Raw genomic sequence first — 22,512 nt, forward strand, 5'->3', positions numbered from 1 at the left:
AGCAGCGGCCGCAGGCCGCGTCCCTACCTGCCAGGCACCAACTCCAGGGTGCTCACCGTACCCTTCGCCACATCCCCCTCCTGCAACAACGCCTGCCGGTATTTCCCCTCGCTGTAATCCTTCGCCTGATCGCCATAGTGCGCATCGAACAACACGCCGCTTTGCCCCACCGGGTTGATGGTCTGCGCGTGCGCGGGGTCGGCGAAATCGATGATGCGCCGGGTGGACGGCCCATAACTGACGGCCCACGGCGCTGGCCCCAGCTTCGCCGACTGGTTGTTGGGCACCTCATGGCTGCCGGGCATGGCGAACGGTCCCACGTTGAACAGCCGGTCCAGCGGTTGCTGCGCGCCCAACGGGTGTTCGTGGGTGAGGGTGTGGGCCTTGCCCCATTGCCACTGCGCCGGGTCGTCGCCCAGGGTCGCCTTCAAGTGGTCGACCGCTGCGCGCCAGGCGGTGCGCACCACCTCGGTACGGTTGCCGTGCCCAGGCGCGTTGTGGTCGTCCCACCAGGGCGAGGCGGGGTCTGCCGCCAGGCGTGGCAGGGCAAAGTCCAGGTCGCGGGTGGACAGCAGCGTGTCGAACATGGCGTTGCCCAGCTCGTCGTGCATGGCGGCGTAGGTCAGGTCGTAGAGGAATTGGGTGAACAACGTGGCGCTGGTGGAGCCCAGCGGATAGTCGCCCTGCCATTGCGCCAGCTGCTCCACCAGGGCCTTTTCCGCCGGGGCGCTGACCACCTCGCGCAGCACCGGCAGCAACGGCGTCAGCACGCGCTGGGCGTAGCCGGTACGGTCGCCCAGTTGCAGCGCCTGGGTGTTGGCGGTGTCCCACTTCACCCCGGGCGCGCTGAGCTGGGCGAACAGCTGCTGGCCCCGGTCGGCCAGGTTGTAGTAGCCGGGAATGGCCATGCCGGTAGGCGACAGCGGCTGGAAGTTGGCCGAGACGATAAAGCCCCGGGCCGGGTTTTCCTCCTGCGGGTTGGCGCTGAAAGGGTAGAAACCCAGCTTGTCGGCCTCGGCGGTGCTGCCGTCGAGGATAAACTGCGGCTGCACCCCGGCGGGGCGGATGGGCAACTGGGCCGCCGCCCACCAGCCAATGTCGCCACGGGCGTTGGCCCACATCAGGTTCAGGCCGGGTGACTGGATCTTGGCTACGGCGCTGCGCATCTTGGCCAGCGTGTCGGCGCGGTTCACCTCGTAGAAGCCCTGCAGTATCGGGTTCTCCGAGGCCAGGAACGACCACCACATGGCGATTGGCGTGGTGGGCGCCACCTTGCCCAGCGCTTCGTTGACGATGGGGCCATGGGGCGAGCGGCGCAGGGTGATGGTGACCGGCGCCTGGCCCTTGACCGCTATCTGCTGGGTGCTTGTTGCAAGGTCGGCCCACTGGCCGTGGTACCACACCTGGTTGGCGTTGGCCGGGTTGACCTTCTCGGCCACCAGGTCCAGGTCATCGTTCTGGAACATGGTCAGGCTCCAGCCGAAATCCATGTTCTGGCCCAGTGCGGCGAAGGGGTTCAGCGGCTGGTGGTAGCCGTACAGGTCAAAGCCGGGTGCCGACAATTGCACCTCGTACCACACCGCCGGCACCGAGAAACGGATGTGCGGATCGCCGGCCAGCAGCGGTTTGCCGCTGGCGGTGTGGCTGCCGGCGATTGCCCAGGCATTGCTGCCTTCGAACTGCGGCAGGCCGGCCTGCTCCAGGGCCTGGTGGCTGACCTGGGCCAGGGTGTCCAGGCTCTTCCAGTCATCGGCGGCCAGTGGCAACACGCCCTGGGGGTGCCAGTCCAGGTCGAAGATCTTCAGGTAGCCGGGGCCAAGCTGATCGCGTACGTAGGTCAGCATGGGCTCGGTGCGAAACGCTGCGGCAAAGCTGTAGGCCATGTAGCCGGCGACGCTGAAGGTGTCCTCGGCGGTGAAGGGCCGGGGCGTGATGCCCAGCACATCGAACTCGACAGGGCGCGGGTGCCCGGCCTGGTACTGGTTGACGCCGTCCAGGTAGGCCTGCAACGCCTGCCAGGCGGGGCCCTGCTTGTCCTGGCGGGCCACGTACACCTCGGCCTGCTCGCGGATGCGCAGGCTGCGGAACAGGGTGTCGGTGGCCAGCAGCCTGGGCCCCAGCATCTCGGCCAGTTCGCCGCGCGCCAGGCGCCGCATGATCTCCATCTGGAACAGCCGGTCCTGGGCCTGCACGTAGCCCAGGGCGCGGTACATGTCCTGCTGGTTCTGCGCCTGGATATGCGGCACGCCGCGGTCGTCGTAGCGCACGCTGACGGGGGCGGCCAGGTGGGCGAGGGCGATCTCGCCGCTGCGCTGCGGTTGCTTGGAATGGATGTACCAGGCACCACCGGCCGCAGCGGCGGCGATGAGCACGGCAAGGGCGGTGAGGCTGCGTTTCATCGCGGTTCCTTGTGATGGGGCCTTACTTGGCGACCTCGCTCCATGCGCAATAGCAGCCCTGGGCCAGGGTGTGCGTGGCGTTCACCGCGCGCCCGTCGGCCAGGGCCTTGAGGATGGGCTCGATGAAGCTGTTGCTGGAGTTGCAGGTTGCACCTTCGCTGTAGGGGCCGAAGTAGGCCAGTTGGCCTTGCTGGTCCCAGATTGCCACGGCGGGGCTGGCGGGGATGGTGTCACTGCCGGGAATGGCCGCAAGGGCCTTGAAACTGTCCAGATTGGCCGGTAGGCGGCCGTGGCTGCCGCTTTTCTGCACCGCATAGAAGTGCACGCCACGGGCGCCGTAGGTGGCCTGCAGCTCACCCAGGTGCTGCTGGTTGGCGACGTTGCACGGGCACGCCGGGTCCCAGAAATGTACCAGGCGAATCGGCCCCGGCCCGGCCAGCTCAGGCGGCAGTTGCAGGGCGTCGCCGGCGAAAAGCGTGGCGTGTTCGCTGAACACACGGATATATCGGCCCTGGAACCAGTCATACGCAGTCCACAGGGTTAGCCCGCAGATCAGCGCCAGGACGGCCAGGAACAGGGTTTTGCGGCGCGAGGCAGGCATAGGGGCTCGGTCCGGGACAGGACGCCTAGCTTGCCATGCCCAGCCATACAGAAGAATATCAGGGGTGTGTTTATTCGCTTTCAAGTGCGAGACCTTATGCCCGCGACATTTCGGCCGGATGCGCTACGCGCCAGCCTCAAGCCCCTGGCCGCGCGTCAGCCATTATCCGTCGAAGCCCAGGCTTACCAGCGCTTCTACGGCATCGATGTGCCGTGCGAAAGCTGGCTGGGGCGTTTCGAGGCGGTGGGCTACGAGCTGGTCAGCCAGGTGTGGCTGCCGCCCGCACCGGTGGCCACGCTGTTTCTGCTGCACGGTTTCTATGACCACATGGGCCTGTACCGGCATGTGATCCGGTGGGCGCTGGGCCATGGTTTCGCGGTGATCTCGGCGGACCTGCCCGGGCACGGCCTGTCCAGCGGCGAGCGGGCGCGCATCGACGATTTCGAGGACTACCAGGCGGCCCTGTTCGGGCTGTTCAAGGAGGCGCAAAGCCTGGGCCTGCCGCAGCCCTGGCACCTGTTGGGGCAGAGCACCGGCGGCGCCATCGTGCTGGACCACCTGCTGTACCACGGCACCACCAGCCCGGCCCAGGGCCAGTCGATACTGCTGGCACCGCTGGTGCGGCCGCGCGGCTGGGGCTGGTCGCAGGTCAGCTACCGGCTGTTGAGCCCCTTCGTCAAAGGCATCGCCCGGCGCTTCAGCGAAAACACCAACGACCCCGAGTTCATGCCCTTCCTGCAGGCCGACCCGTTGCAGCCGGTGCGCCTGCCCACTGCCTGGGTGGGCGCGCTGATGAACTGGGTGCCGCGCATCGAAGCGGCGCCCAGCAGTCCGCGTTCGCCATTGATCCTGCAGGGGGACGCCGACATGACCGTGGACTGGGAGCACAACCTGGGGGTATTGCAGCGCAAGTTCCAGGCGCCCCAGGTGTTGATGCTGCCCGGCGCGCGGCACCACCTGGCGAACGAAGTGGCACCGATTCGCGAGCGTTATTTCAGCTTTATCGACGCCAACCTCTGACAGCCGCCGGGCACGGCGTTGTGTTGGGACGCGGCCTGTGGCCGCTGCTACAAGTGGTTACGTCCGGCGGCTACGGGGTTTTACGTGGGTTCAGGCTTGACGTGCTCTGGCCCACCGCCAGGCTGGCGCGCACGGCGGCGAGGGCGGCCTGGTAGTAGGCGCGGCCGTCGGGGGACTCGGCGAAGTTGGCGAACTCTTCCAGCTCCGGGTCCGACAGGTCGCGGTACACGTACAGCAGGGTGTTATCCAGTTCGCCGCCGATCTGCGCCATCAGGCGCTGGCGCTGGCCGTCGAGCATGCCCTGGGCCTGGTCGCTGCCCAGCAGGCCGGGGATCATCTGGCTGAGGCTGTCGGCGGCGACGCCGGCGATGGCCAGGCTGACCTCGGCGCCGGCCTCGCGGGCGGGCAGGGCGCGCGACAGGTGGCCGATGATCAGCGCGCGGGTATCGCTGGCCTCCATGTGCGGCAGGCCCTGGGCGTTCTTCGCCAGCTGGTCGCGGCGGGTGGCCAGCAGTTCGGCAGCCACCACCTTGCGCCCCAGCGGCGACTGGAAGAACGCCAGCGCCGGGTTCGGGTTGGCCAGGGTCTGGCGCAGCCGTGCCTCGGCGCGCTGGTCCATGGCCTGGGGGGCGAAGCGCTGGTCACTGTTATTGACCAGGGCCTGGAAAACCGCGGGGGGCAAACTGTTCTGGTAGCGCTGCTGGGCCGCTTTCAGGGCGTCGGTGAAATGCGCCCGCTGCTCCGGCCAGCCGGCGACCTTGTACAGCTGGTCGTGACTGTCTGCCCACGCGGGCAGGGCGCAGCACATGATCAAAAGGAAAAACAAACGGCGCATCAGGGACTCCTGTCGGCAGGCCGCCATTGTCCGTGGCCGGGCGGGGTCTTGTCGAGAATTCGTATCAGCCGGCGCAACATAATCGACGTGCTGCAGCCAGGGGGCCAAGTGGCTCTGTCGGTTTTGCGGGCACATGGATACTATGCGCGGCATGCAAATAACCTCTGATCATCCGCTGCTGTTAAGTATTGTCGACGACTTGGCCGAGCGCGGCTGGTCGCAGCAAGACATCTTCCTGCCACAGGCCCTGACCACCGAGCTTGCGGCCGAGTGCCGCCGGCGCGCCGTACAGGGCGAGCTGGCGCCGGCCGCCGTGGGCCGAGGGCCTGCGCAGGAGATTCGCGAAGGCATTCGCGGCGACCGTATCCAGTGGCTGGAACCGGGCGATTCGGCCCCCAGCGACCGCTACCTGGAGCTGATGGACGCCCTGCGCGAGGCGCTCAACCGCGGGCTGTTCCTGGGGTTGGAGGATTTCGAATGCCATTTCGCGCTGTACCCGCCGGGCGCTTTCTACCGCAAGCACGTCGACCGCTTCCGCGATGATGACCGGCGCATGGTCTCGGCCGTGGTTTACCTCAACGATGCCTGGGTGCCCGAGCACGGCGGCCAGCTGCGCATGTACCTGGAGGAAGGCCGCGAGCACGACGTGGCGCCCGTGGGTGGCTGCCTGGTGGTTTTCCTGTCGGGCGAAGTCCCTCATGAAGTGCTGCCGGCGGCCCAGGACCGGCTGTCCCTGACAGGCTGGTTCCGCCGCCGTGGCAACGAGCCGTTCTGATATGCACAAGATCCTTGTCAGCCGCTGCCTGTTGGGCCACCGCGTGCGCTACGACGGCGGTGCCAGCGGGCCGTTCGACCAGCTCGACCTGTGGCTTGCCGAGGGCCGTATTGTTGGCCTGTGCCCGGAGGTGGCCGGCGGCCTGCCCACCCCGCGCCCGGCGGCGGAGATCCCCGGCGGCCAGGGCGTGCAGGTGCTCCACGGCCAGGCGCTGGTGCTGACCCAGGCCGGCGAGGATTTCACCGAGGCATTCATGCGGGGGGCGCAGCTGGCGCTGGAGGCTGTGCGCCGGCACGGCATTCGTATCGCGGTGCTGAAGGCCAACAGCCCGTCGTGCGGCAACCTGCTGACCTATGACGGCAGCTTCACCGCCACCAAGGTAGCGGGCGAGGGCGTGACGGCCGCGTTGTTGCGCCGTGAAGGCGTGCAGGTGTTCAGCGAAGTTGAGTTGGTAGAGGCTGCCAGGGCTTTGAAAGCCATCGAAATGGCTGGCTGAGTACCTGTGGGAGCTGGCTTGCCAGCGAGATTTTGTTCCGCTCCAACAGCTCGCTGGCAAGCCAGCTCCCACACCTCGATTTGCATGAAACATGCTTTCGGAGGCGCATTCCAGAGCGCCCAAGTGGGTTATTTCGTCTAAGGTATTCCAGACAAAACCAGAAACGTTTTCCTGGAGACCCCTAATGAAAGCTCTTTTTTCCCGCGCCGCCGTTGCCGGCCTGCTGATGGGTGCCTCGCTGCTGGCCACCGCTGACGACCTGAAAAGCGTCGAAGCCCCGGCGGGCGCCAAGGTGTTCATCGTTTCCCCTGCCGACGGTGCCACCGTCGACAAGACCTTCACGGTGAAATTCGGTATCGAAGGCATGAAGCTGGCTCCCGCTGGCGACGCCACGCCCAACACCGGCCACCACCACCTGCTGGTAGACGTCGACCAGCAGCCGCCGGCCGACCAGCCGCTGCCGGTTACCGACCACATCCTGCACTTCGGCAAGGCCCAGACCGAAACCACCCTGACCCTGGCCCCGGGCAAGCACACCCTGCAACTGCTGCTGGGTGACCGCTTCCACGTGCCGTTCAAGCCGGCCGTGGAATCGAAGCAGATTACCGTCACCGTAAAATAAGCGTTCGCAGCAACGAAAAAGGGAGGCCCGAAGGCCTCCCTTTTTCATGCCCAAGCGTTGCTTAGAACAGTACGCGGCTACGGATGGTGCCGTTGATCTGTTGCAGCTTGGCTTGTGCCAGGTCGGAGTACTCGGCGTCGACGTCGATCACCACGTAACCGACTTTCTCGTTGGTCTGCAGGAACTGACCGGAGATGTTGATGCCGTTTTCGGCGAAGACCTTGTTGATCTCGCTCAGCACGCCCGGGATGTTCTCGTGGATGTGCAGCAGGCGGTGCTTGCCCGGGTGAGCCGGCAGGGCCACTTCAGGGAAGTTGACCGACGACACCGAAGTACCGTTGTCGCTGTACTTGACCAGCTTCTCGGCCACTTCCAGGCCGATGTTGGCCTGGGCTTCGGCGGTGGAACCACCGATGTGCGGGGTCAGGATCACGTTGTCCAGGCCACGCAGCGGGCTTTCGAAGATGTCGTCGTTGGAGCGTGGCTCCACCGGGAACACGTCGATGGCGGCGCCGATCAGGTGCTTGTCCTTGATGGCTTCGGCCAGATGGTCCAGCTCGACCACGGTGCCGCGGGCGGCGTTGATCAGGATGCCGCCCTTCTTGATGGCGCGGATTTCCTTCTCGCCCATCATCCACTGGGTAGCAGCGGTTTCAGGCACGTGCAGCGAGACGATGTCGGACATGCCCAGCAGCTCGGTCAGGCTGGCCACTTGGGTGGCGTTGCCCAGCGGCAGCTTGGTGATGGTGTCGTAGAAGAACACCTGCATGCCCAGGCCTTCGGCCAGTACCGACAGTTGGGTACCGATGGAGCCGTAGCCGACGATGCCCAGCTTCTTGCCACGGATCTCGAAGGAGTTGGCCGCGCTCTTGATCCAGCCACCGCGGTGGCAGGAAGCGTTCTTCTCGGGAATGCCGCGCAGCAGCAGGATGGCCTCGGCCAGCACCAGTTCGGCTACCGAACGGGTGTTGGAGTACGGGGCGTTGAACACGGCGATGCCGCGCTCGCGGGCCGCGTCCAGGTCAACCTGGTTGGTGCCGATGCAGAAGCAGCCGACAGCCACCAGCTTTTTCGCACAATCGAAGAGCTCTTCGGTCAGCTGGGTGCGGGAGCGGATACCGATGAAGTGTGCATCGGCGATCTTTTCCTTCAGCTCGGCCTCAGGCAGCGCCTTGATGTGGTACTCGATATTCGTGTACCCGGCGGCCTTGAGGACGTCGACGGCGGATTGGTGGACGCCTTCGAGAAGAAGGAACTTGATCTTGCTCTTATCGAGAGAAGTCTTGCTCATCTGCGTAAACCTGTGTCCCGGAGAAAAAATGGCAGGGGTATGAAGCTGGTCGCAAAACGGCGCCAAGCGCGGTTAGCGGGGGGCGTATGCTAGCATATCCCCCCCTTGATAAGCCCATCCCTGGGACGTGAAGTGTGCTCAGGGTGACTATGAATAGTTCGAGAGTTCTGCGATGACCCATCCTGCGTTTCTTGAAGAGCTTCACACCCTGGTTGAACCCGGCAAGGTACTCACCGACGCCGATTCTCTCGAGGCTTATGGCAAGGACTGGACGAAACAATTCGCCCCGGCCCCCAGCGCAATCGTATTCCCCAAGACCATCGAACAAGTGCAGGCCATCGTGCGCTGGGCCAACGCCCACAAGGTGGCGCTGGTGCCGTCGGGCGGCCGCACTGGCCTGTCAGCCGCGGCCGTGGCGGCGAATGGCGAGGTGGTGGTGTCGTTCGACTACATGAACCGCATCGGCACCGTGGATACCGTTGATCGGACCGTGGTCTGCCAGCCGGGTGTCATCACCAAGCAACTGCAGAACCTGGCCAAGGACCACGACCTGTACTATCCAGTGGACTTCGCTTCCTCGGGTTCCAGCCAGATTGGCGGCAACATCGGCACCAATGCCGGCGGTATCAAGGTTATTCGCTACGGCATGACCCGTAATTGGGTGGCCGGCCTGAAGGTGGTGACCGGCAAGGGCGACCTGCTGGAGCTGAACAAGGACCTGATCAAGAACGCCACCGGCTACGACATGCGCCAGCTGTTCATCGGCGCCGAAGGCACCCTGGGCTTCGTGGTGGAAGCCACCATGCGCCTAGACCGGGCGCCGAAGAACCTCACCGCCATGGTGCTGGGCACCCCGGACTTCGACTCGATCATGCCGGTATTGCACGCTTTCCGCGGCAAACTGGACCTCACCGCGTTCGAATTCTTCTCTGACAAGGCGCTGGCCAAGGTCATGGCCCGCGGCGACGTGCCGCCGCCGTTCGCCACCGACTGCCCGTTCTATGCGTTGCTGGAATTCGAAGCCACCACCGAAGAAGTGTCCAACGAGGCGCTGGCCACTTTCGAGCACTGCGTGGAGCAGGGTTGGGTGGTGGACGGGGTGATGAGCCAGAGCGAGCAGCAGCTGGCCAACCTGTGGAAACTGCGCGAGTACATCTCCGAAACCATCTCGCACCGCACCCCGTACAAGAACGATATCTCGGTGACCGTGGGGCAAGTGCCGGCGTTCCTCAAGGATATTGACGCGATCGTCAGCGAAAGCTACCCCGACTTCGAAGTGGTGTGGTACGGCCACATCGGCGACGGCAACCTGCACCTGAATATCCTCAAGCCCGAAGACCTGAGCAAGGAAGAGTTCTTCGCCAAGTGCGCGGCAGTCAACACCGCGGTGTTCGAGACGGTGCAGAAGTACAACGGCTCGATCTCTGCCGAGCACGGCGTGGGCCTGGTGAAGCGCGACTACCTGGACTACAGCCGTTCGCCGGCTGAAATCGATTACATGAAGGCCTTGAAGGCGGTGTTCGACCCCAATGGCATCATGAACCCTGGCAAGATTTTTCCGGTTTGATCAATCAAGGAGTCGGTCATGAGCTACCAGCATCAATACGTTGACGGTACCCGCATCCATTTCCCCTTGGGCAAGGTGGTGTGCATCGGCCGCAACTACGCCGAACACGCCAAGGAACTGAACAACCCGGTGCCTACCGAGCCGTTGCTGTTCATCAAGCCGGGCAGCTGCGTGGTGCCGGTGGAAGGTAGTTTCAGCATTCCCAAGGATCGCGGCTCGGTGCATTACGAGGCGGAAATCGCCGTGCTGCTGGGCAAGCCGCTGTCCACCAGGCCCAGCGAGGAAGAGGTGCTGGACGCCATTTCCGGCTATGCCCCGGCACTGGACCTGACCCTGCGCGACGTGCAAGGCAAGCTCAAGGAGAAGGGCCTGCCCTGGGAGCTGGCCAAGGCGTTTGATGGCGCGTGCGTGCTGGCACCGTTCGTGGTGGCCAGCACCTTCCCTGACGTGACCGACATCCCTGTGCGCCTGACCATCAACGGTGAGGTGCGCCAGGACGGCAACAGCAACCTGATGCTCAACCCCATCGTGCCGATGATCCAGTACATGGCGGCGCACTTCTCGCTGCAGGCCGGTGACGTGATCATGACCGGCACCCCGGCCGGCGTTGGCGCGCTGAACCCGGGTGACCAACTGGTGCTGGAGCTGCCGGATGCCAGCCGCTTCGAGACAGTTGTTGCCTGACCAGCGGTTTTTTGCATTTTTTTAACACGGCATTTGGATAATGCGGCCTAATCGCCTGGCGCGCCTTGACGCGCCGGGCTTGCCGCATTCTTCAGGAAACCATCCACATGGCCGTATCTGCTCCCAATTCCCTGCCTGCGCCGTCGCGCAAGCCTCGCCTGCTGCAGCGCTGGTACGTCTGGCTGTTGCTGGTAGTGGTGGCCTACGTGATTGCCGCCGTCATGCATTGGGACACCCGCGCCAAGCTGTGGGTGGTCGAGCGCCTGACCCCGCAGGCCCAGCGTGACGCTGCCGTATGGCTGCCGGACTACCACGCCTTCATCGACGGCAAGCAGTTGCCGGGCATGGAGAAGGACGAAGCGTCCGACCTGACCTACAACCCGGACACCAAGACGCTGTTCTCGGTAATGGGCAAGAACGCCTTCCTGGTGGAGTTGAACCTTGAAGGTGACGTGCTGCGCAAGATGCCCCTCAACGGCTGGTCCAACCCGGAGGGCGTGGCCTACCTGAGCGGCGGCCGCATGGCCATTACCGATGAGCGCCAGCACTTGATGACGGTGGTGCAGGTTACCCCGCAAACCACGGCGCTGAACCTGGCGGACTGGCCGCAGTTCGACCTGGGGCCATCGGCCAACCAGAACAAGGGCTTCGAAGGTATTGCCTGGGACGCGCGCCGCAACCAGCTGCTGCTGGGTGAAGAGCGCCCGGCGGCGATGTTCACCCTCAAGAGCGATGCCGAAGGCAAATGGCAGGGTGACAAGGTGAAACTGGCCTATACCACGCTGAACCTGCGCAACCTGTCGGCGCTGGGCGTGGACCCGCGCACGGGCAACACCCTGGTGCTGTCGGCGGATTCGCACATGCTGCTGGAGCTGGACCCTGCGGGCAAGCAGGTCAGTTTCATGACCCTGCTGGGCGGCCTGAACGGCCTGAAGGACACCATCCCCCGCGCGGAAGGCGTGGCGATGGATGAAAGCGGGACTATCTATATGGTCAGCGAGCCGAACCTGTTCTACGTGTTCCGCAAGTTCTGATCATCGGTGCCCCTGACGCGGCCTCCGGCCGCTGCTACAGGAAACCAAACCCCGTAGCAGCGGCGGGGCGGCCATCCGCCGAAGGCCGCGTCAGGGCCCACACCAAATTTACTTGGTAATGCTCTTCACACCTTCCGAAGTCCCCAGCAACAGCAGGTCGGCCGGGCGCGCCGCGAACAGGCCGTTGGTGACGACGCCGACGATGGCGTTGATCTGCGCTTCCAGCGCCACCGGGTCGGTGATCTGCATGTTGTGCACGTCGAGGATGATGTTGCCGTTGTCGGTGATCACGCCTTCACGGTACACCGGGTCGCCGCCCAGTTTCACCAGCTCGCGGGCCACGTGGCTGCGGGCCATGGGAATGACTTCCACTGGCAGCGGGAAGGCGCCCAGCACCGGTACCAGCTTGCTGGCGTCGGCGATGCAGATGAAGGTCTTGGCCACTGCCGCGACGATTTTCTCGCGGGTCAGGGCTGCGCCGCCGCCCTTGATCAGGTTCAGCTTCTCGTCGCTCTCGTCGGCGCCGTCCACGTAGAACTCCAGGTCGCTGACCGTGTTCAGTTCGTAAACAGGAATACCGTGGCCTTTCAGGCGCGCAGCGGTGGCTTCGGAGCTGGCAACGGCGCCGTCGAAGGCACCCTTGTGCTGGGCCAGGGCGTCGATGAAGCAGTTGGCGGTCGAGCCGGTGCCGACGCCGACGATGCTCTTGTCGTCCAGCTTGGGCAGAATGAAGTCGACAGCAGCCTGGGCGACGGCCTGTTTGAGTTGGTCCTGGGTCATGCGGGCTCCGGAGCGGGCACAAAGTAGCGGGGGAAGGGCGGCATTATACCCCTTTGCTGTGGTCCTTGGCTGGAACGCTGGGGTAGACTCGCAGGTCTTGCTCAACCGCCAGTGATGCTTCCGATGCTCGAACAGTACGTTAAGAAGATCCTCACCTCGCGCGTCTATGACGTTGCCGTGGAAACCCCCCTGCAGGCCGCCGGCCAGCTGTCCAAACGCCTTGGCAACAATATTCTGCTCAAGCGCGAAGACCTGCAGCCGGTGTTTTCCTTCAAGATTCGTGGCGCCTACAACAAGCTGGCGCAGTTGAGCGACGAAGAACGTGCACGCGGCGTGGTTACCGCCTCGGCGGGCAACCATGCCCAGGGCCTGGCCCTGGCGGCGCGCGAAATGGGGGTGAAAGCCACCATCGTGATGCCCAAGACCACCCCCGAGATCAAGGTCGAAGGCGTGCGCTCGCGCGGCGGCAAGGTCGTGCTGCACGGCGATTCGTTCCCCGAGGCACTGGCCTATTCGCTGAAGCTGGTGGACGAGAAGGGCTACGTCTATATCCACCCCTATGACGACCCGCACACCATCGCCGGCCAGGGCACCGTGGCCATGGAGATCCTGCGCCAGCACCCTGGCCAGCTCGACGCCATCTTCGTGCCAGTGGGCGGCGGTGGCCTGATCGCCGGTATCGCCGCGTACGTGAAATACCTGCGCCCGGAAATCAAGATCATCGGTGTCGAACCCGATGACTCCAACTGCCTGCAGGCGGCCATGGCTGCCGGCGAGCGCGTGGTGCTGCCAACCGTGGGCATCTTCGCCGACGGCGTGGCGGTGGCACAGATCGGCCAGCATACCTTCGACATCTGCAAGGACTATGTGGATGAAGTGATCACCGTCAGCACTGACGAGATCTGCGCGGCGATCAAGGATATCTATGACGATACCCGCTCGATCACCGAGCCAGCCGGCGCCCTGGGCGTGGCCGGCATCAAGAAGTACGTGGAACTGTACGGCGTCAGCGGCCAGACCCTGGTGGCCATCGATTCGGGTGCCAACGTCAACTTCGACCGCCTGCGCCACGTGGCCGAGCGCGCCGAGCTGGGCGAGGGCCGCGAAGCCATCATCGCCGTGACCATCCCCGAGCAACCGGGCAGCTTCAAGGCCTTCTGCGAGGCCATCGGCAAGCGCCAGATCACCGAGTTCAACTACCGCTACAACACCGGTCGTGAAGCGCACATCTTCGTTGGCGTGCAGACCCACCCCGACACCGACCCGCGCGCGGCGCTGGTCGCCAGCCTGAGCGAGCAGGGCTTCCCGGTGCTGGACCTGACCGACAACGAACTGGCCAAGCTGCACATCCGCCACATGGTCGGCGGCCACGCCGCGCAGGTCAGCGACGAAATGGTGCTGCGCTTCGAATTCCCGGAACGCCCGGGCGCGCTGTTCAACTTCCTCAACAAGCTGGGCGGGCGCTGGAACATCTCCATGTTCCACTACCGCAACCACGGCGCTGCCGATGGCCGCGTGGTGGCAGGCCTGCAGGTGCCGGCCGAGCAGCGTGGCGAGGTGGCCGCGGCCTTGACCGAGATCGGCTACCCGTTCTGGGACGAGACCGACAACCCCGCCTACCGCCTGTTCCTGGGCTGACTGCTAGGCTGTAGAGCATCGACACACGCACAGGAGCTGCCCCATGGAAACCCTGAGCCTGCTGAAAATGCTCCACGGCATCGCCACCGCGCTGCTGCTGGGCAGCGTGGCGGCCGTGCTGTTCCAGACCTGGCGTGGCTGGCGCGCCGGCGACAAGTCGGCGTTCGCCAAGACCCTGCAACGGCCGTGGTTGTACTCCTGGATTCTGATGGGCGTCTGCGTCGCGAGCTTTCCCTTCACCGGCTGGTGGATGATGCATACCGTGGGCTGGCCGCTGGGCCAGGCATGGCTGCTGGGCGCCTCGGTGTTGTACGTGGTGGGCGTGGCGGGGTTCCTGCTGCTGGTGCGCCGCACTATCCGCTGGCGCCAGGCGGCTGCGGCCTATAACCAGGTGCAGGTGGTGAAGCAGCGCAAGTTCAGCGTGGTGTTCGCGGCGGTGTCGCTGGTGGTGCTGGTGGCGATTCTGGCGTTGATGCTGGCCAAGCCGGTGTAGGCTTGGACGCGGCCTTCGGCCGCTGCTACGGGCCTGTAGCAGCGGCCACAGGCCGCGTCAGGTGCGCCAATCAATCGCGCAGCGACATCACCTTCCACCCGCGGCGCTGCGCTTCGGCCAGCAGGTTCGGGTCGGCGTCCACCACCACCGGGTGGGTCACCTTCTCCAGCAGCGGCAGGTCGTTCATGGAATCGCTATAGAAGTAGCTGCCTTCCAGGTCGAAGCCATTCTCTTCCAGCCAGCGGTTCAGGCGCGTCACCTTGCCTTCGCGGAAGCACGGCACGTCGGTGCTGCGGCCGGTGTAGCGGCCGTCGACCATCTCGCATTCGGTGGCCAGCAGCGTGTCCACGCCCAGGCGCTCGGCAATCGGGCCGGTGACGAAGCGGTTGGTGGCGGTGATGATCAGCAGCTTGTCACCGGCGTCGCGGTGCTGCTGCAGCAGGGCCAGGGCCTTGGGCAGAATGATCGGCTCCACGCAGTCACGCATGAAGTCGGCATGCCATTCGGCCAGCTGCGCCATCTCGGTAGTCGCCAGAATCTCCAGGCTGAAGTTCAGGTAGTCGGTCAGGTTCAGCTTGCCGGCCAGGTAGTCCTGGTAGAACGCGTCGTTGCGGTTCTTGTATTCCACCGGGTCGAGGATGCCGCGCTCGCACAGGTAGTCGCCCCAGGCGTGATCGCTGTCGCCACCAAGCAGGGTGTTGTCGAGGTCGAATAAAGCCAGGCGCATGGAAGTTACTCGTCTGAAAACAGGAAAAGGCCCACAGAATACGGACTTTTCACAACAGTGCACATAAGGTATGCGGGTGCGTTGCTGCCTTGACGATCTTTGTGGAACAATGCAAAGACATGCGTTTGCGAGGTTGCTGCCGTGATCGACCCCGATGGTTTCCGTCCCAATGTCGGCATTATTCTGACCAATGATGCCGGACAGGTGCTATGGGCTCGTCGTATCAATCAGGATGCCTGGCAGTTTCCACAGGGAGGTATCAACCCTCTGGAGACGCCGGAAGAGGCCTTGTACCGCGAGCTGAATGAAGAAGTGGGGCTGGAGCGACAAGATGTTGAAATTCTTGCCTGCACCCGTGGCTGGTTGCGTTATCGTTTACCCCAACGCCTGGTACGTACCCACAGCCAACCGCTGTGCATCGGCCAGAAGCAGAAGTGGTTTCTCTTGCGCCTGGTATCCAACGAACAGCGCGTGAGAATGGATTTGACCGGTAAACCGGAATTCGATGGCTGGCGCTGGGTCAGCTATTGGTACCCGCTGGGCCAGGTGGTGACATTCAAGCGCGAGGTGTATCGCCGCGCTCTCAAAGAGCTTGCCCCGCGCCTGCTGGCGCGCGACTGACGACGGAGTTCGACCCCGAGCCATGCTCAATACGCTGCGCAAGATCGTCCAGGAAGTCAACTCCGCCAAGGATCTCAAGACGGCGTTGGGGATCATTGTGCTGCGCGTCAAAGAGGCCATGGGCAGCCAGGTCTGTTCGGTCTACCTGCTCGACCCGGAAACCAACCGTTTCGTGCTGATGGCCACCGAGGGCTTGAACAAGCGCTCCATCGGCAAGGTCAGCATGGCCCCCAACGAAGGCCTGGTGGGCCTGGTGGGCACGCGCGAAGAACCGCTGAACCTGGAAAACGCCGCCGACCACCCCCGTTACCGCTACTTCGCCGAAACCGGCGAGGAACGCTTCGCCTCGTTCCTGGGCGCGCCCATCATCCACCACCGCCGCGTGGTGGGGGTACTGGTTATCCAGCAAAAGGAGCGGCGCCAGTTCGACGAGGGCGAAGAAGCCTTCCTGGTCACCATGAGCGCGCAATTGGCCGGCGTAATTGCCCACGCTGAAGCCACCGGCTCGATCCGGGGCCTGGGGCGCCAGGGCAAGGGCATCCAGGAAGCCAAGTTCGTCGGCGTGCCGGGTTCCCCCGGTGCCGCCGTGGGTACTGCGGTGGTCATGCTGCCGCCGGCCGATCTCGACGTGGTGCCCGACAAGGCCGTCACCGACATCAAGGCCGAGCTGGAACTGTTCCAGACTGCGCTTGAAGGCGTTCGCAACGACATGCGCACCCTTTCGGCGAAGTTGGCCACGCAATTGCGCCCCGAAGAGCGTGCGCTGTTCGACGTCTACCTGATGATGCTCGACGACGCCTCGCTGGGCAGCGAGGTGACCAACGTCATCAAGACCGGCCAGTGGGCCCAGGGCGCGTTGCGCCAGGTGGTCACCGAGCACGTCAACCGCTTTGAACTGATGGACGACGCCTACCTGCGCGAGCGCGCCTCGGACGTCAAGGACCTGGGCCGCCGGCTGCTGGCCTACCTGCAGGAAGCCCGCCAGCAAACCCTGGTTTACCCCGACAATACCATCCTGATCAGCGAAGAACTTTCACCGGCCATGCTCGGCGAGGTGCCGGAAGGCAAGCTTGTCGGCCTGATTTCGGTACTGGGCTCCGGCAACTCCCACGTTGCCATTCTGGCCCGGGCCATGGGCATCCCCACCGTAATGGGCCTGGTGGACCTGCCGTATTCCAAGGTCGACGGCATCCAGATGATCGTCGATGGCTACAAGGGCGAGGTCTACACCAACCCCAGCGAGGTGCTGGCCAAGCAGTTCGCCGAAGTGGTCGAGGAAGAACGCCAGCTGGCCCAGGGCCTCGATGCCCTGCGCGAACTGCCGTGCGTGACCCTCGACGGCCACCGCATGCCGCTGTGGGTGAACACCGGCCTGCTCGCCGACGTGGCCCGTGCCCAGCAGCGCGGCGCCGAGGGCGTGGGCCTGTACCGCACCGAAGTGCCGTTCATGATCAACCAGCGCTTCCCCAGCGAGAAGGAACAGCTGGCCATCTACCGCGAACAGCTGGCCGCTTTCCACCCGCTGCCGGTGACCATGCGCAGCCTGGACATCGGCGGTGACAAGGCGCTGTCCTACTTCCCCATCAAGGAAGACAACCCGTTCCTGGGCTGGCGCGGCATTCGCGTCACGCTCGACCACCCGGAAATCTTCCTGGTGCAGACCCGCGCCATGCTCAAGGCCAGCGAGGGCCTGAACAACCTGCGCATCCTGTTGCCGATGATTTCTGGCACCCACGAGACCGAGGAAGCCCTGCACCTGATTCACCGGGCCTGGGGCGAGGTGCGCGACGAAGGCACCGACGTGCCGATGCCGCCGGTGGGCGTGATGATCGAGATTCCGGCGGCGGTGTACCTCACCCGCGAATTGGCGCGCCAGGTGGACTTCCTGTCGGTGGGCTCCAACGACCTGACCCAGTACCTGCTGGCCGTGGACCGCAACAACCCACGCGTGGCCGACCTCTACGACTACCTGCACCCGGCGGTGCTGCAAGCCTTGCAACACGTGGTCACCGAGGCCCATGCCGAAGGCAAGCCGGTGAGCATCTGCGGCGAGATGGCCGGCGACCCTGCTGCTGCGGTACTGCTAATGGCCATGGGCTTCGACAGCCTGTCGATGAACGCCACCAACCTGCCGAAGGTGAAGTGGATGCTGCGCCAGATCAGCCTGGGCAAGGCCAAGGAACTGCTGGCGCAACTGATGAAAATCGACAACCCGCAGGTTATCCACAGCTCGCTGCAACTGGCGCTGAAGAACCTGGGCCTGTCGCGGATGATCAACCCGGCTGCGCCCAAGACTCTGTAGTTTTTGTGGGAGCCGGCTTGCCGGCGAGCTTTGCGGGCCTTCAAAAGCTCGCTGGCAAGCCAGCTCCCACAGGCTAAACCTCCAGGTCCACCTCCCCCAACGCCCCGCCATACGGCCCGAAGCTGCGCTCCACGATGCGCCGCGAACCCTCGGCGCGCACGATCAGTGCCGTGCTCGCCCGCGTGCCGTAGTTCTCGCTGGCAATGAACACGCTCGACAGCAGCGACTCCGTCGCCAGGCCCACGCCGGTGTCGGGCAGCGCGGCATCGGCGGCGCGCGCCGGGTCCCGCAGCAGGGCCAGCAGCGCTTCCGGTTGGGGATCATCCAGCTGCGCTGCCAAGGCGGCCCTGGCCTTGAGCAGTTTCGGCCATGGCGTGTCCAGGCCGGCATTGGACAGCCCGTACACGCCGGTAGCCAGGTCCTTGGGCTGGCGTTGCCGCTGGTTGAAATAGCACAGCCGTCCGTCCGCCCCCAGCAGCAGGTTGAACCCCGAATACTCGCCAGCCCGGCTGCCGATATCGTCCAGGTAATGATCGATCGACACCTGGCTGGTCAGGAAACGTGCAACCAGGTCACCCCGCGAGCGCCGCCCCAGGGGCTGGCCGGGGTCGCGGATGTTGGTCAGGGCGGCAAAGCGGCCGTTCGGCCCCAGCCCCAGCCAGGTGCCCCCGGCCTCCAGGTCGCGGCCGGCATGGACGCCCGCAGCGTCCTGCCAGTGGCCCAGCGGCAGGCTGGGCCGGGCATAGAATTCATCGCGGTTGGCTGCCAGCACCAGCGGCACGGGGTGCCCGGGGCGCCAGGCGAATACGATCAGACACATAAGGTTGGCCTTGTGTTTTGCATCACTTTACTCGGCGCCCGGGGCGCTATCCATCCAGCTACAGTAGAGGGCTGGGCCCCCATCCGTTACCATGCGCTCCAGTTTTCGCTGACACAAGTTTCATGGCAGGGGGTGGGAGGGCCGGGCATAGTCACGGTTTTTCCTGCCCTCGTGGCCGCTTGGGAACGCCAGGGGCGATCCAGCCGCCTGCTCACGTCAAGGAGTTGCAATGCTGCCTTACCCGCAGATCAATCCGGTGGCCGTCGCCATCGGACCGCTTCAAATCCACTGGTACGGCCTGATGTACCTGATTGGCATCGGCGCTGCCTGGTTTCTTGCGTCGCGCCGCCTGAACCGCTTTGACCCTACCTGGACCAAGGAGAAGCTCTCCGACCTGATCTTCTGGTGCGCCATGGGCGTGATCGTCGGCGGGCGGCTGGGCTACGTGCTGTTCTACGACCTGAAGGTGTACATCGACAACCCCACGCTGATCTTCGAGGTGTGGAAGGGCGGCATGGCGTTCCACGGCGGCCTGATCGGCGTGATGCTGGCCACCTGGTGGTTTGGCCGCAAGAACGGCAAGTCGTTCTTCGAGCTGATGGACTTCATTGCCCCGATGGTGCCGATCGGCCTGGGTGCCGGGCGTATCGGCAACTTCATCAACGGCGAATTGTGGGGCAAGCCCACCGACGTGCCGTGGGCGATGATCTTCCCGCCGCTGAGCGACCCGGCCCAGTTGCCGCGCCATCCGTCGCAGCTGTACCAGTTTGCCCTTGAAGGCGTGGCGTTGTTCATTATCCTGTGGCTGTTCTCGCGCAAGCCGCGCCCCACCATGGCGGTGTCGGGCATGTTCGCGCTGTTCTACGGCATCTTCCGGTTCATCGTCGAGTTCGTCCGCGTGCCTGACGCACAGCTGGGCTACCTGGCGTTTGGCTGGGTCACCATGGGTCAGATCCTCTGCCTGCCGATGATCATCGGTGGTCTAGGCTTGATCTGGTGGGCCTACAACCGGCCCCCCGCGCCGAAAAACGCCGCGGTATGATTGACGGGCGGGGCGAAAGCCCCGCCTTTTTCTTTTTCTGCAAACGGTCGCGGCTGCTGGCGACCGACTTGAGGCCTCAATGAAAGCGTACCTGGATCTCCTGACCGATGTGATCACCAACGGCGTGACCAAGGGTGATCGGACCGGCACCGGCACCAAGGCCGTCTTCGCGCGCCAATACCGTCACAACCTGGCCGATGGCTTCCCGCTGCTGACCACCAAGAAGCTGCACTTCAAGAGCATTGCCAACGAGCTGATCTGGATGCTCAGCGGCAACACCAACGTGAAGTGGCTGAACGAAAACGGCGTCACCATCTGGGACGAATGGGCTACCGAAAGCGGTGACCTGGGCCCGGTATACGGCGAGCAGTGGACCGCCTGGCCGACCAAGGATGGCAAGACCATCAACCAGATCGACTACATGGTCGACACCCTGAAGAACAACCCCAACAGCCGCCGCATCCTGTTCCACGGCTGGAACGTGGAATACCTGCCCGACGAGTCCAAGAGCCCGCAGCAGAACGCCGCCGAAGGCCGCCAGGCCCTGCCGCCGTGCCACCTGCTGTACCAGGCCTTCGTCAACGAAGGGCACCTGTCGATGCAGCTGTACATCCGCAGCTCCGACGTGTTCCTGGGCCTGCCGTACAACACTGCGGCGCTGGCCTTGCTGACCCACATGCTGGCGCAGCAGTGCGACCTGATCCCGCACGAGATCATCGTCACCACCGGCGACACCCACGCCTACGCCAACCACATGGAGCAGATCCAGACCCAGCTGGCCCGCGAGCCGCGCAAGCTGCCGACGCTGAACATCAAGCGCAAGCCGGCGTCGATCTACGACTACAAGTTCGAAGACTTCGAAATCGTCGGCTACGACCCGCACCCGGGCATCAAGGCCCCGGTCGCCATCTGACAATAACCTGTAGCAGCTGCGTATACCCCATAGATCGTGTCGCCTGCATCGCGGCCAAGGCCGGCTCCTACCACGAACTCCCGGCGCACCGCGCCCGTAGCAGCGGCCGCAAGGCCGCGTCACCTGACACACCGCGCAGGTCCCGGACGCAGCCTGCGGCAGCTGCTACGCGAATGCGTGTCAAGGCCGGCTCCTACCTCGAACGGCGTAGGAGCCGACTTTAGTCGCGATGCAGGCGACGCCATCTCAAGACAGTTGCTGCAACGAGATTGCGGGGCGCTTCACCGGGAACGCCACGAACGGCTTGATCTCCTTGAGCACGAACATGCTCTGCATCTCCTTGATGCCCGGCAGGCGCCGCACCACCGACAGCGCGGCCATGCCCGGGGGGCGGTGCCGCGCACGGAACTGCTGTCGGCGGCTTTGTCCGGCCTGACCATCACCCTGGGCAACCCCAAGACCATCGCCTTCTACCTGGCCTTGCTGCCGCTGGTGATCAACCTGGAGGCGGTGTCACTGCAGGCCTGGGCCGCCATGTTGGTCCGCGGATAGAGGCGCGAACTGACGGGGTTTTGGCCCCGTGTTCTTTCGATGGCTGGCGCCAACCCGCCTTTAACCTCCGTGCGCAAGCCATCCATGCATTCGGGGTTTGCCGTGACTGATCGTGAGCTGCTAGAGAATTCCAGGCTGCGGGTTCTGTTGATAGAACCGCACGCGTTCCAACTGTTCGATACCCAGACGCTGCTCTACGACCTGGGCTGCCACTACCTGACCCCGGTCATGAGCCAGGACGAGCTGGCGCGAGTGTTGCGCGGCAGCCGCGAGCATTTCGACGTGGCGATCTGCAGCGTGGGAACCTTCGACATGAGCGACCTGGAACTGGCAGAGCTGGTGTACGCCGACCGCAAGGTCAGGCACCTGATTCTGCTGTCCGACGGCGAGGTGCCGGCGCCGGCACTGCTGGCCAGCCTGGCGCGGCGCCCGGCCCAGCCGTTGCTGGGCATCGTGCAGAAGCCGCTGCGGGCCAACACCATGCGCGCGTTGTTCGACCGCGTGCTGGCGGCCGGCAGCTCATGCCCGGCCTGAATGCCCGGCGTGGCGGCCGTCCGGGCCGTACAAGGTGCGGCCGGTAGCCTCGTTGAGGTAGTTGAGAATGCGCTGGTTCTGCTGCTGGCGTACCCGCAGCATGTCGCCGTTGAACTGGTTGAGCTGCTGCGCGCGGGCGGCCAGGTCCTGCAGGCGCGTCCAGGACGGCAGGCAGCCCTGGTCCCGGGCCAGCTGCATGGCGCCATGGTGGTCGGGCCCGTGGCCCAGCGAGCGCTGGGCGCGGCGGCGGGTGGTTTCCAGCTGCTCCAGGTCTTCCAGGATCGCCTGCTTGGCGATGCTCAGCTCGGTCAGCCGCTCGCCATCGATCTTCGGCCCGGCCAGCGCCAGGCGCTCCTGTTCCAGCAGCGTCAGCAAGCGCTGGGCGGCCACCTGCTGGCGTTGCAGGTGCCGCGCCAGGCCCCTGGCGATGTCTTGTCCGGCCGGTGGCCGTTTTTCACTCGGGTGCTTGCCCATTCATTTCCATCACACTGTCGGCCATGCCATCGAAGATCCGCGACGAGTCGATTTCCAGTGAACCGTCGCTGATTGCCTGGCGAATCTCGTTCACCCGATTCATGTCGATATCGGCGGTGGACGCATCCGAACCGTAGAGGCTTTCGTTTAATTCCAGCGTGTTGCTGACCGCTGGATCCGTGTCACTGGCCTCACTCTTCTGCAGCCGGTTGTTGGCCGCCAGGTCGGTATTGGGCAGTGTGTTGCTGAGCGCAGTACTGATTATTTTCACGGTCGAATTTTCATAGTGTCC

Annotated in this window: 24 protein-coding genes and 1 pseudogene; 15 read left to right on the forward strand and 10 right to left on the reverse strand. The window is 64.6% G+C overall.

Going from position 1 to position 22,512, the window contains the following annotated elements; translation table 11 throughout:
• Positions 1–23: 23 nt before the first annotated feature.
• Together AC0SZ7_RS01485 and AC0SZ7_RS01490 are read right to left on the reverse strand one after the other, a co-directional pair.
• Positions 24–2,399: a penicillin acylase family protein gene (locus AC0SZ7_RS01485; protein ID WP_475502660.1), complete on the reverse strand. Its 2,376-nt coding sequence runs from the start codon at positions 2,397–2,399 to the stop codon at positions 24–26.
• Positions 2,400–2,421: 22 nt separating this feature from the next.
• Entirely contained in the window at positions 2,422–3,000 is a 579-nt protein-coding gene (locus AC0SZ7_RS01490; protein ID WP_475502661.1) for a DUF6436 domain-containing protein, read from the reverse strand.
• 96 nt (positions 3,001–3,096) lie between these two features.
• Here AC0SZ7_RS01490 and bipL point away from each other — a divergent pair, with 96 nt between their 5' ends.
• Positions 3,097–4,020, forward strand: a complete 924-nt coding sequence (gene bipL / locus AC0SZ7_RS01495; protein ID WP_475502662.1) for a phospholipase BipL — start codon at positions 3,097–3,099, stop codon at positions 4,018–4,020.
• A gap of 70 nt (positions 4,021–4,090) precedes the next feature.
• On the opposite strand, the gene AC0SZ7_RS01500 is transcribed toward bipL, so the two are convergent.
• Positions 4,091–4,855, reverse strand: a complete 765-nt coding sequence (locus tag AC0SZ7_RS01500; protein ID WP_475502663.1) for a DUF2059 domain-containing protein — start codon at positions 4,853–4,855, stop codon at positions 4,091–4,093.
• Between the two features lie 142 nt (positions 4,856–4,997).
• Between AC0SZ7_RS01500 and AC0SZ7_RS01505 the strand changes: the two genes are divergently transcribed.
• The 3 genes from AC0SZ7_RS01505 (at position 4,998) to AC0SZ7_RS01515 (ending at position 6,748) form a co-directional block, all read left to right on the forward strand.
• The gene (locus AC0SZ7_RS01505) at positions 4,998–5,630 is read left to right on the forward strand and encodes a 2OG-Fe(II) oxygenase (protein ID WP_475502973.1); all 633 of its coding nucleotides are present in this window, start codon (positions 4,998–5,000) and stop codon (positions 5,628–5,630) included.
• A gap of 1 nt (position 5,631) precedes the next feature.
• Positions 5,632–6,126, forward strand: coding sequence for a 2-thiouracil desulfurase family protein (locus AC0SZ7_RS01510; RefSeq protein ID WP_475502664.1), 495 nt, complete (start codon positions 5,632–5,634; stop codon positions 6,124–6,126).
• 184 nt (positions 6,127–6,310) lie between these two features.
• Positions 6,311–6,748, forward strand: coding sequence for a DUF4399 domain-containing protein (locus AC0SZ7_RS01515; protein WP_475502665.1), 438 nt, complete (start codon positions 6,311–6,313; stop codon positions 6,746–6,748).
• A gap of 61 nt (positions 6,749–6,809) precedes the next feature.
• On the opposite strand, the gene serA is transcribed toward AC0SZ7_RS01515, so the two are convergent.
• A complete protein-coding gene (gene serA / locus AC0SZ7_RS01520) occupies positions 6,810–8,039 on the reverse strand; it encodes a phosphoglycerate dehydrogenase (protein WP_475502666.1) in 1,230 nt (409 codons plus the stop codon).
• Positions 8,040–8,211: 172 nt separating this feature from the next.
• Here serA and AC0SZ7_RS01525 point away from each other — a divergent pair, with 172 nt between their 5' ends.
• The 3 genes from AC0SZ7_RS01525 to AC0SZ7_RS01535 all read left to right on the forward strand — a co-directional run bounded on the left by AC0SZ7_RS01525 (position 8,212) and on the right by AC0SZ7_RS01535 (position 11,324).
• Positions 8,212–9,606: an FAD-binding oxidoreductase gene (locus AC0SZ7_RS01525; protein ID WP_475502667.1), complete on the forward strand. Its 1,395-nt coding sequence runs from the start codon at positions 8,212–8,214 to the stop codon at positions 9,604–9,606.
• Positions 9,607–9,624: 18 nt separating this feature from the next.
• Positions 9,625–10,290, forward strand: a complete 666-nt coding sequence (locus tag AC0SZ7_RS01530; RefSeq protein WP_475502668.1) for a fumarylacetoacetate hydrolase family protein — start codon at positions 9,625–9,627, stop codon at positions 10,288–10,290.
• 107 nt (positions 10,291–10,397) lie between these two features.
• Positions 10,398–11,324 carry an SdiA-regulated domain-containing protein gene (locus AC0SZ7_RS01535; RefSeq protein WP_475502669.1) on the forward strand — a complete coding sequence of 309 codons (927 nt, stop codon included), beginning with the start codon at positions 10,398–10,400 and terminating at the stop codon, positions 11,322–11,324.
• Positions 11,325–11,432: 108 nt separating this feature from the next.
• Here AC0SZ7_RS01535 and rpiA read toward each other — a convergent pair whose 3' ends face one another.
• A complete protein-coding gene (rpiA, locus tag AC0SZ7_RS01540; RefSeq protein WP_475502670.1) occupies positions 11,433–12,104 on the reverse strand; it encodes a ribose-5-phosphate isomerase RpiA in 672 nt (223 codons plus the stop codon).
• 123 nt (positions 12,105–12,227) lie between these two features.
• Between rpiA and ilvA the strand changes: the two genes are divergently transcribed.
• Positions 12,228–13,742, forward strand: coding sequence for a threonine ammonia-lyase, biosynthetic (ilvA, locus tag AC0SZ7_RS01545; RefSeq protein ID WP_475502671.1), 1,515 nt, complete (start codon positions 12,228–12,230; stop codon positions 13,740–13,742).
• Positions 13,743–13,785: 43 nt separating this feature from the next.
• Positions 13,786–14,235: a DUF2269 family protein gene (locus AC0SZ7_RS01550; RefSeq protein ID WP_475502672.1), complete on the forward strand. Its 450-nt coding sequence runs from the start codon at positions 13,786–13,788 to the stop codon at positions 14,233–14,235.
• A 70-nt stretch (positions 14,236–14,305) separates the two neighbouring features.
• Here the strand turns inward: AC0SZ7_RS01550 and AC0SZ7_RS01555 are convergent, their stop codons facing one another.
• On the reverse strand, positions 14,306–14,962 hold the full coding sequence (locus AC0SZ7_RS01555) for a histidinol-phosphatase (RefSeq protein ID WP_416421468.1): 657 nt from the start codon (positions 14,960–14,962) through the stop codon (positions 14,306–14,308).
• A gap of 141 nt (positions 14,963–15,103) precedes the next feature.
• Between AC0SZ7_RS01555 and AC0SZ7_RS01560 the strand changes: the two genes are divergently transcribed.
• Both AC0SZ7_RS01560 and ptsP read left to right on the forward strand, forming a co-directional pair.
• The gene (locus AC0SZ7_RS01560) at positions 15,104–15,583 is read left to right on the forward strand and encodes an RNA pyrophosphohydrolase (RefSeq protein WP_475502673.1); all 480 of its coding nucleotides are present in this window, start codon (positions 15,104–15,106) and stop codon (positions 15,581–15,583) included.
• Positions 15,584–15,605: 22 nt separating this feature from the next.
• A complete protein-coding gene (ptsP, locus tag AC0SZ7_RS01565; protein WP_475502674.1) occupies positions 15,606–17,885 on the forward strand; it encodes a phosphoenolpyruvate--protein phosphotransferase in 2,280 nt (759 codons plus the stop codon).
• Positions 17,886–17,958: 73 nt separating this feature from the next.
• Here the strand turns inward: ptsP and AC0SZ7_RS01570 are convergent, their stop codons facing one another.
• Positions 17,959–18,705, reverse strand: a complete 747-nt coding sequence (locus AC0SZ7_RS01570) for an NRDE family protein (protein ID WP_475502675.1) — start codon at positions 18,703–18,705, stop codon at positions 17,959–17,961.
• Positions 18,706–18,934: 229 nt separating this feature from the next.
• On the opposite strand from AC0SZ7_RS01570, the gene lgt reads away from it, so the two are divergent.
• Together lgt and AC0SZ7_RS01580 are read left to right on the forward strand one after the other, a co-directional pair.
• On the forward strand, positions 18,935–19,747 hold the full coding sequence (gene lgt / locus AC0SZ7_RS01575; RefSeq protein WP_457358636.1) for a prolipoprotein diacylglyceryl transferase: 813 nt from the start codon (positions 18,935–18,937) through the stop codon (positions 19,745–19,747).
• Between the two features lie 79 nt (positions 19,748–19,826).
• Positions 19,827–20,660, forward strand: a complete 834-nt coding sequence (locus AC0SZ7_RS01580) for a thymidylate synthase (RefSeq protein ID WP_475502676.1) — start codon at positions 19,827–19,829, stop codon at positions 20,658–20,660.
• Positions 20,661–20,906: 246 nt separating this feature from the next.
• Here AC0SZ7_RS01580 and AC0SZ7_RS01585 read toward each other — a convergent pair whose 3' ends face one another.
• Positions 20,907–21,041, reverse strand: a complete 135-nt coding sequence (locus tag AC0SZ7_RS01585; RefSeq protein WP_475502984.1) for a hypothetical protein — start codon at positions 21,039–21,041, stop codon at positions 20,907–20,909.
• An 18-nt stretch (positions 21,042–21,059) separates the two neighbouring features.
• Here AC0SZ7_RS01585 and AC0SZ7_RS01590 point away from each other — a divergent pair.
• Both AC0SZ7_RS01590 and AC0SZ7_RS01595 read left to right on the forward strand, forming a co-directional pair.
• Positions 21,060–21,203: pseudogene (locus AC0SZ7_RS01590) on the forward strand (LysE family translocator); the annotation flags it as partial.
• Between the two features lie 156 nt (positions 21,204–21,359).
• On the forward strand, positions 21,360–21,746 hold the full coding sequence (locus tag AC0SZ7_RS01595) for a hypothetical protein (protein ID WP_475502677.1): 387 nt from the start codon (positions 21,360–21,362) through the stop codon (positions 21,744–21,746).
• Here the strand turns inward: AC0SZ7_RS01595 and AC0SZ7_RS01600 are convergent.
• Together AC0SZ7_RS01600 and flgM are read right to left on the reverse strand one after the other, a co-directional pair.
• Positions 21,732–22,220, reverse strand: coding sequence for a flagella synthesis protein FlgN (locus AC0SZ7_RS01600; protein WP_475502678.1), 489 nt, complete (start codon positions 22,218–22,220; stop codon positions 21,732–21,734). The genes AC0SZ7_RS01595 and AC0SZ7_RS01600 overlap by 15 nt on opposite strands.
• The gene (flgM, locus tag AC0SZ7_RS01605) at positions 22,201–22,491 is read right to left on the reverse strand and encodes a flagellar biosynthesis anti-sigma factor FlgM (protein ID WP_475502679.1); all 291 of its coding nucleotides are present in this window, start codon (positions 22,489–22,491) and stop codon (positions 22,201–22,203) included. The genes AC0SZ7_RS01600 and flgM overlap by 20 nt, the downstream gene beginning before the upstream one ends.
• Positions 22,492–22,512: the final 21 nt, after the last annotated feature.

It is taken from the genome of Pseudomonas sp. JC1203 (assembly GCF_056175065.1).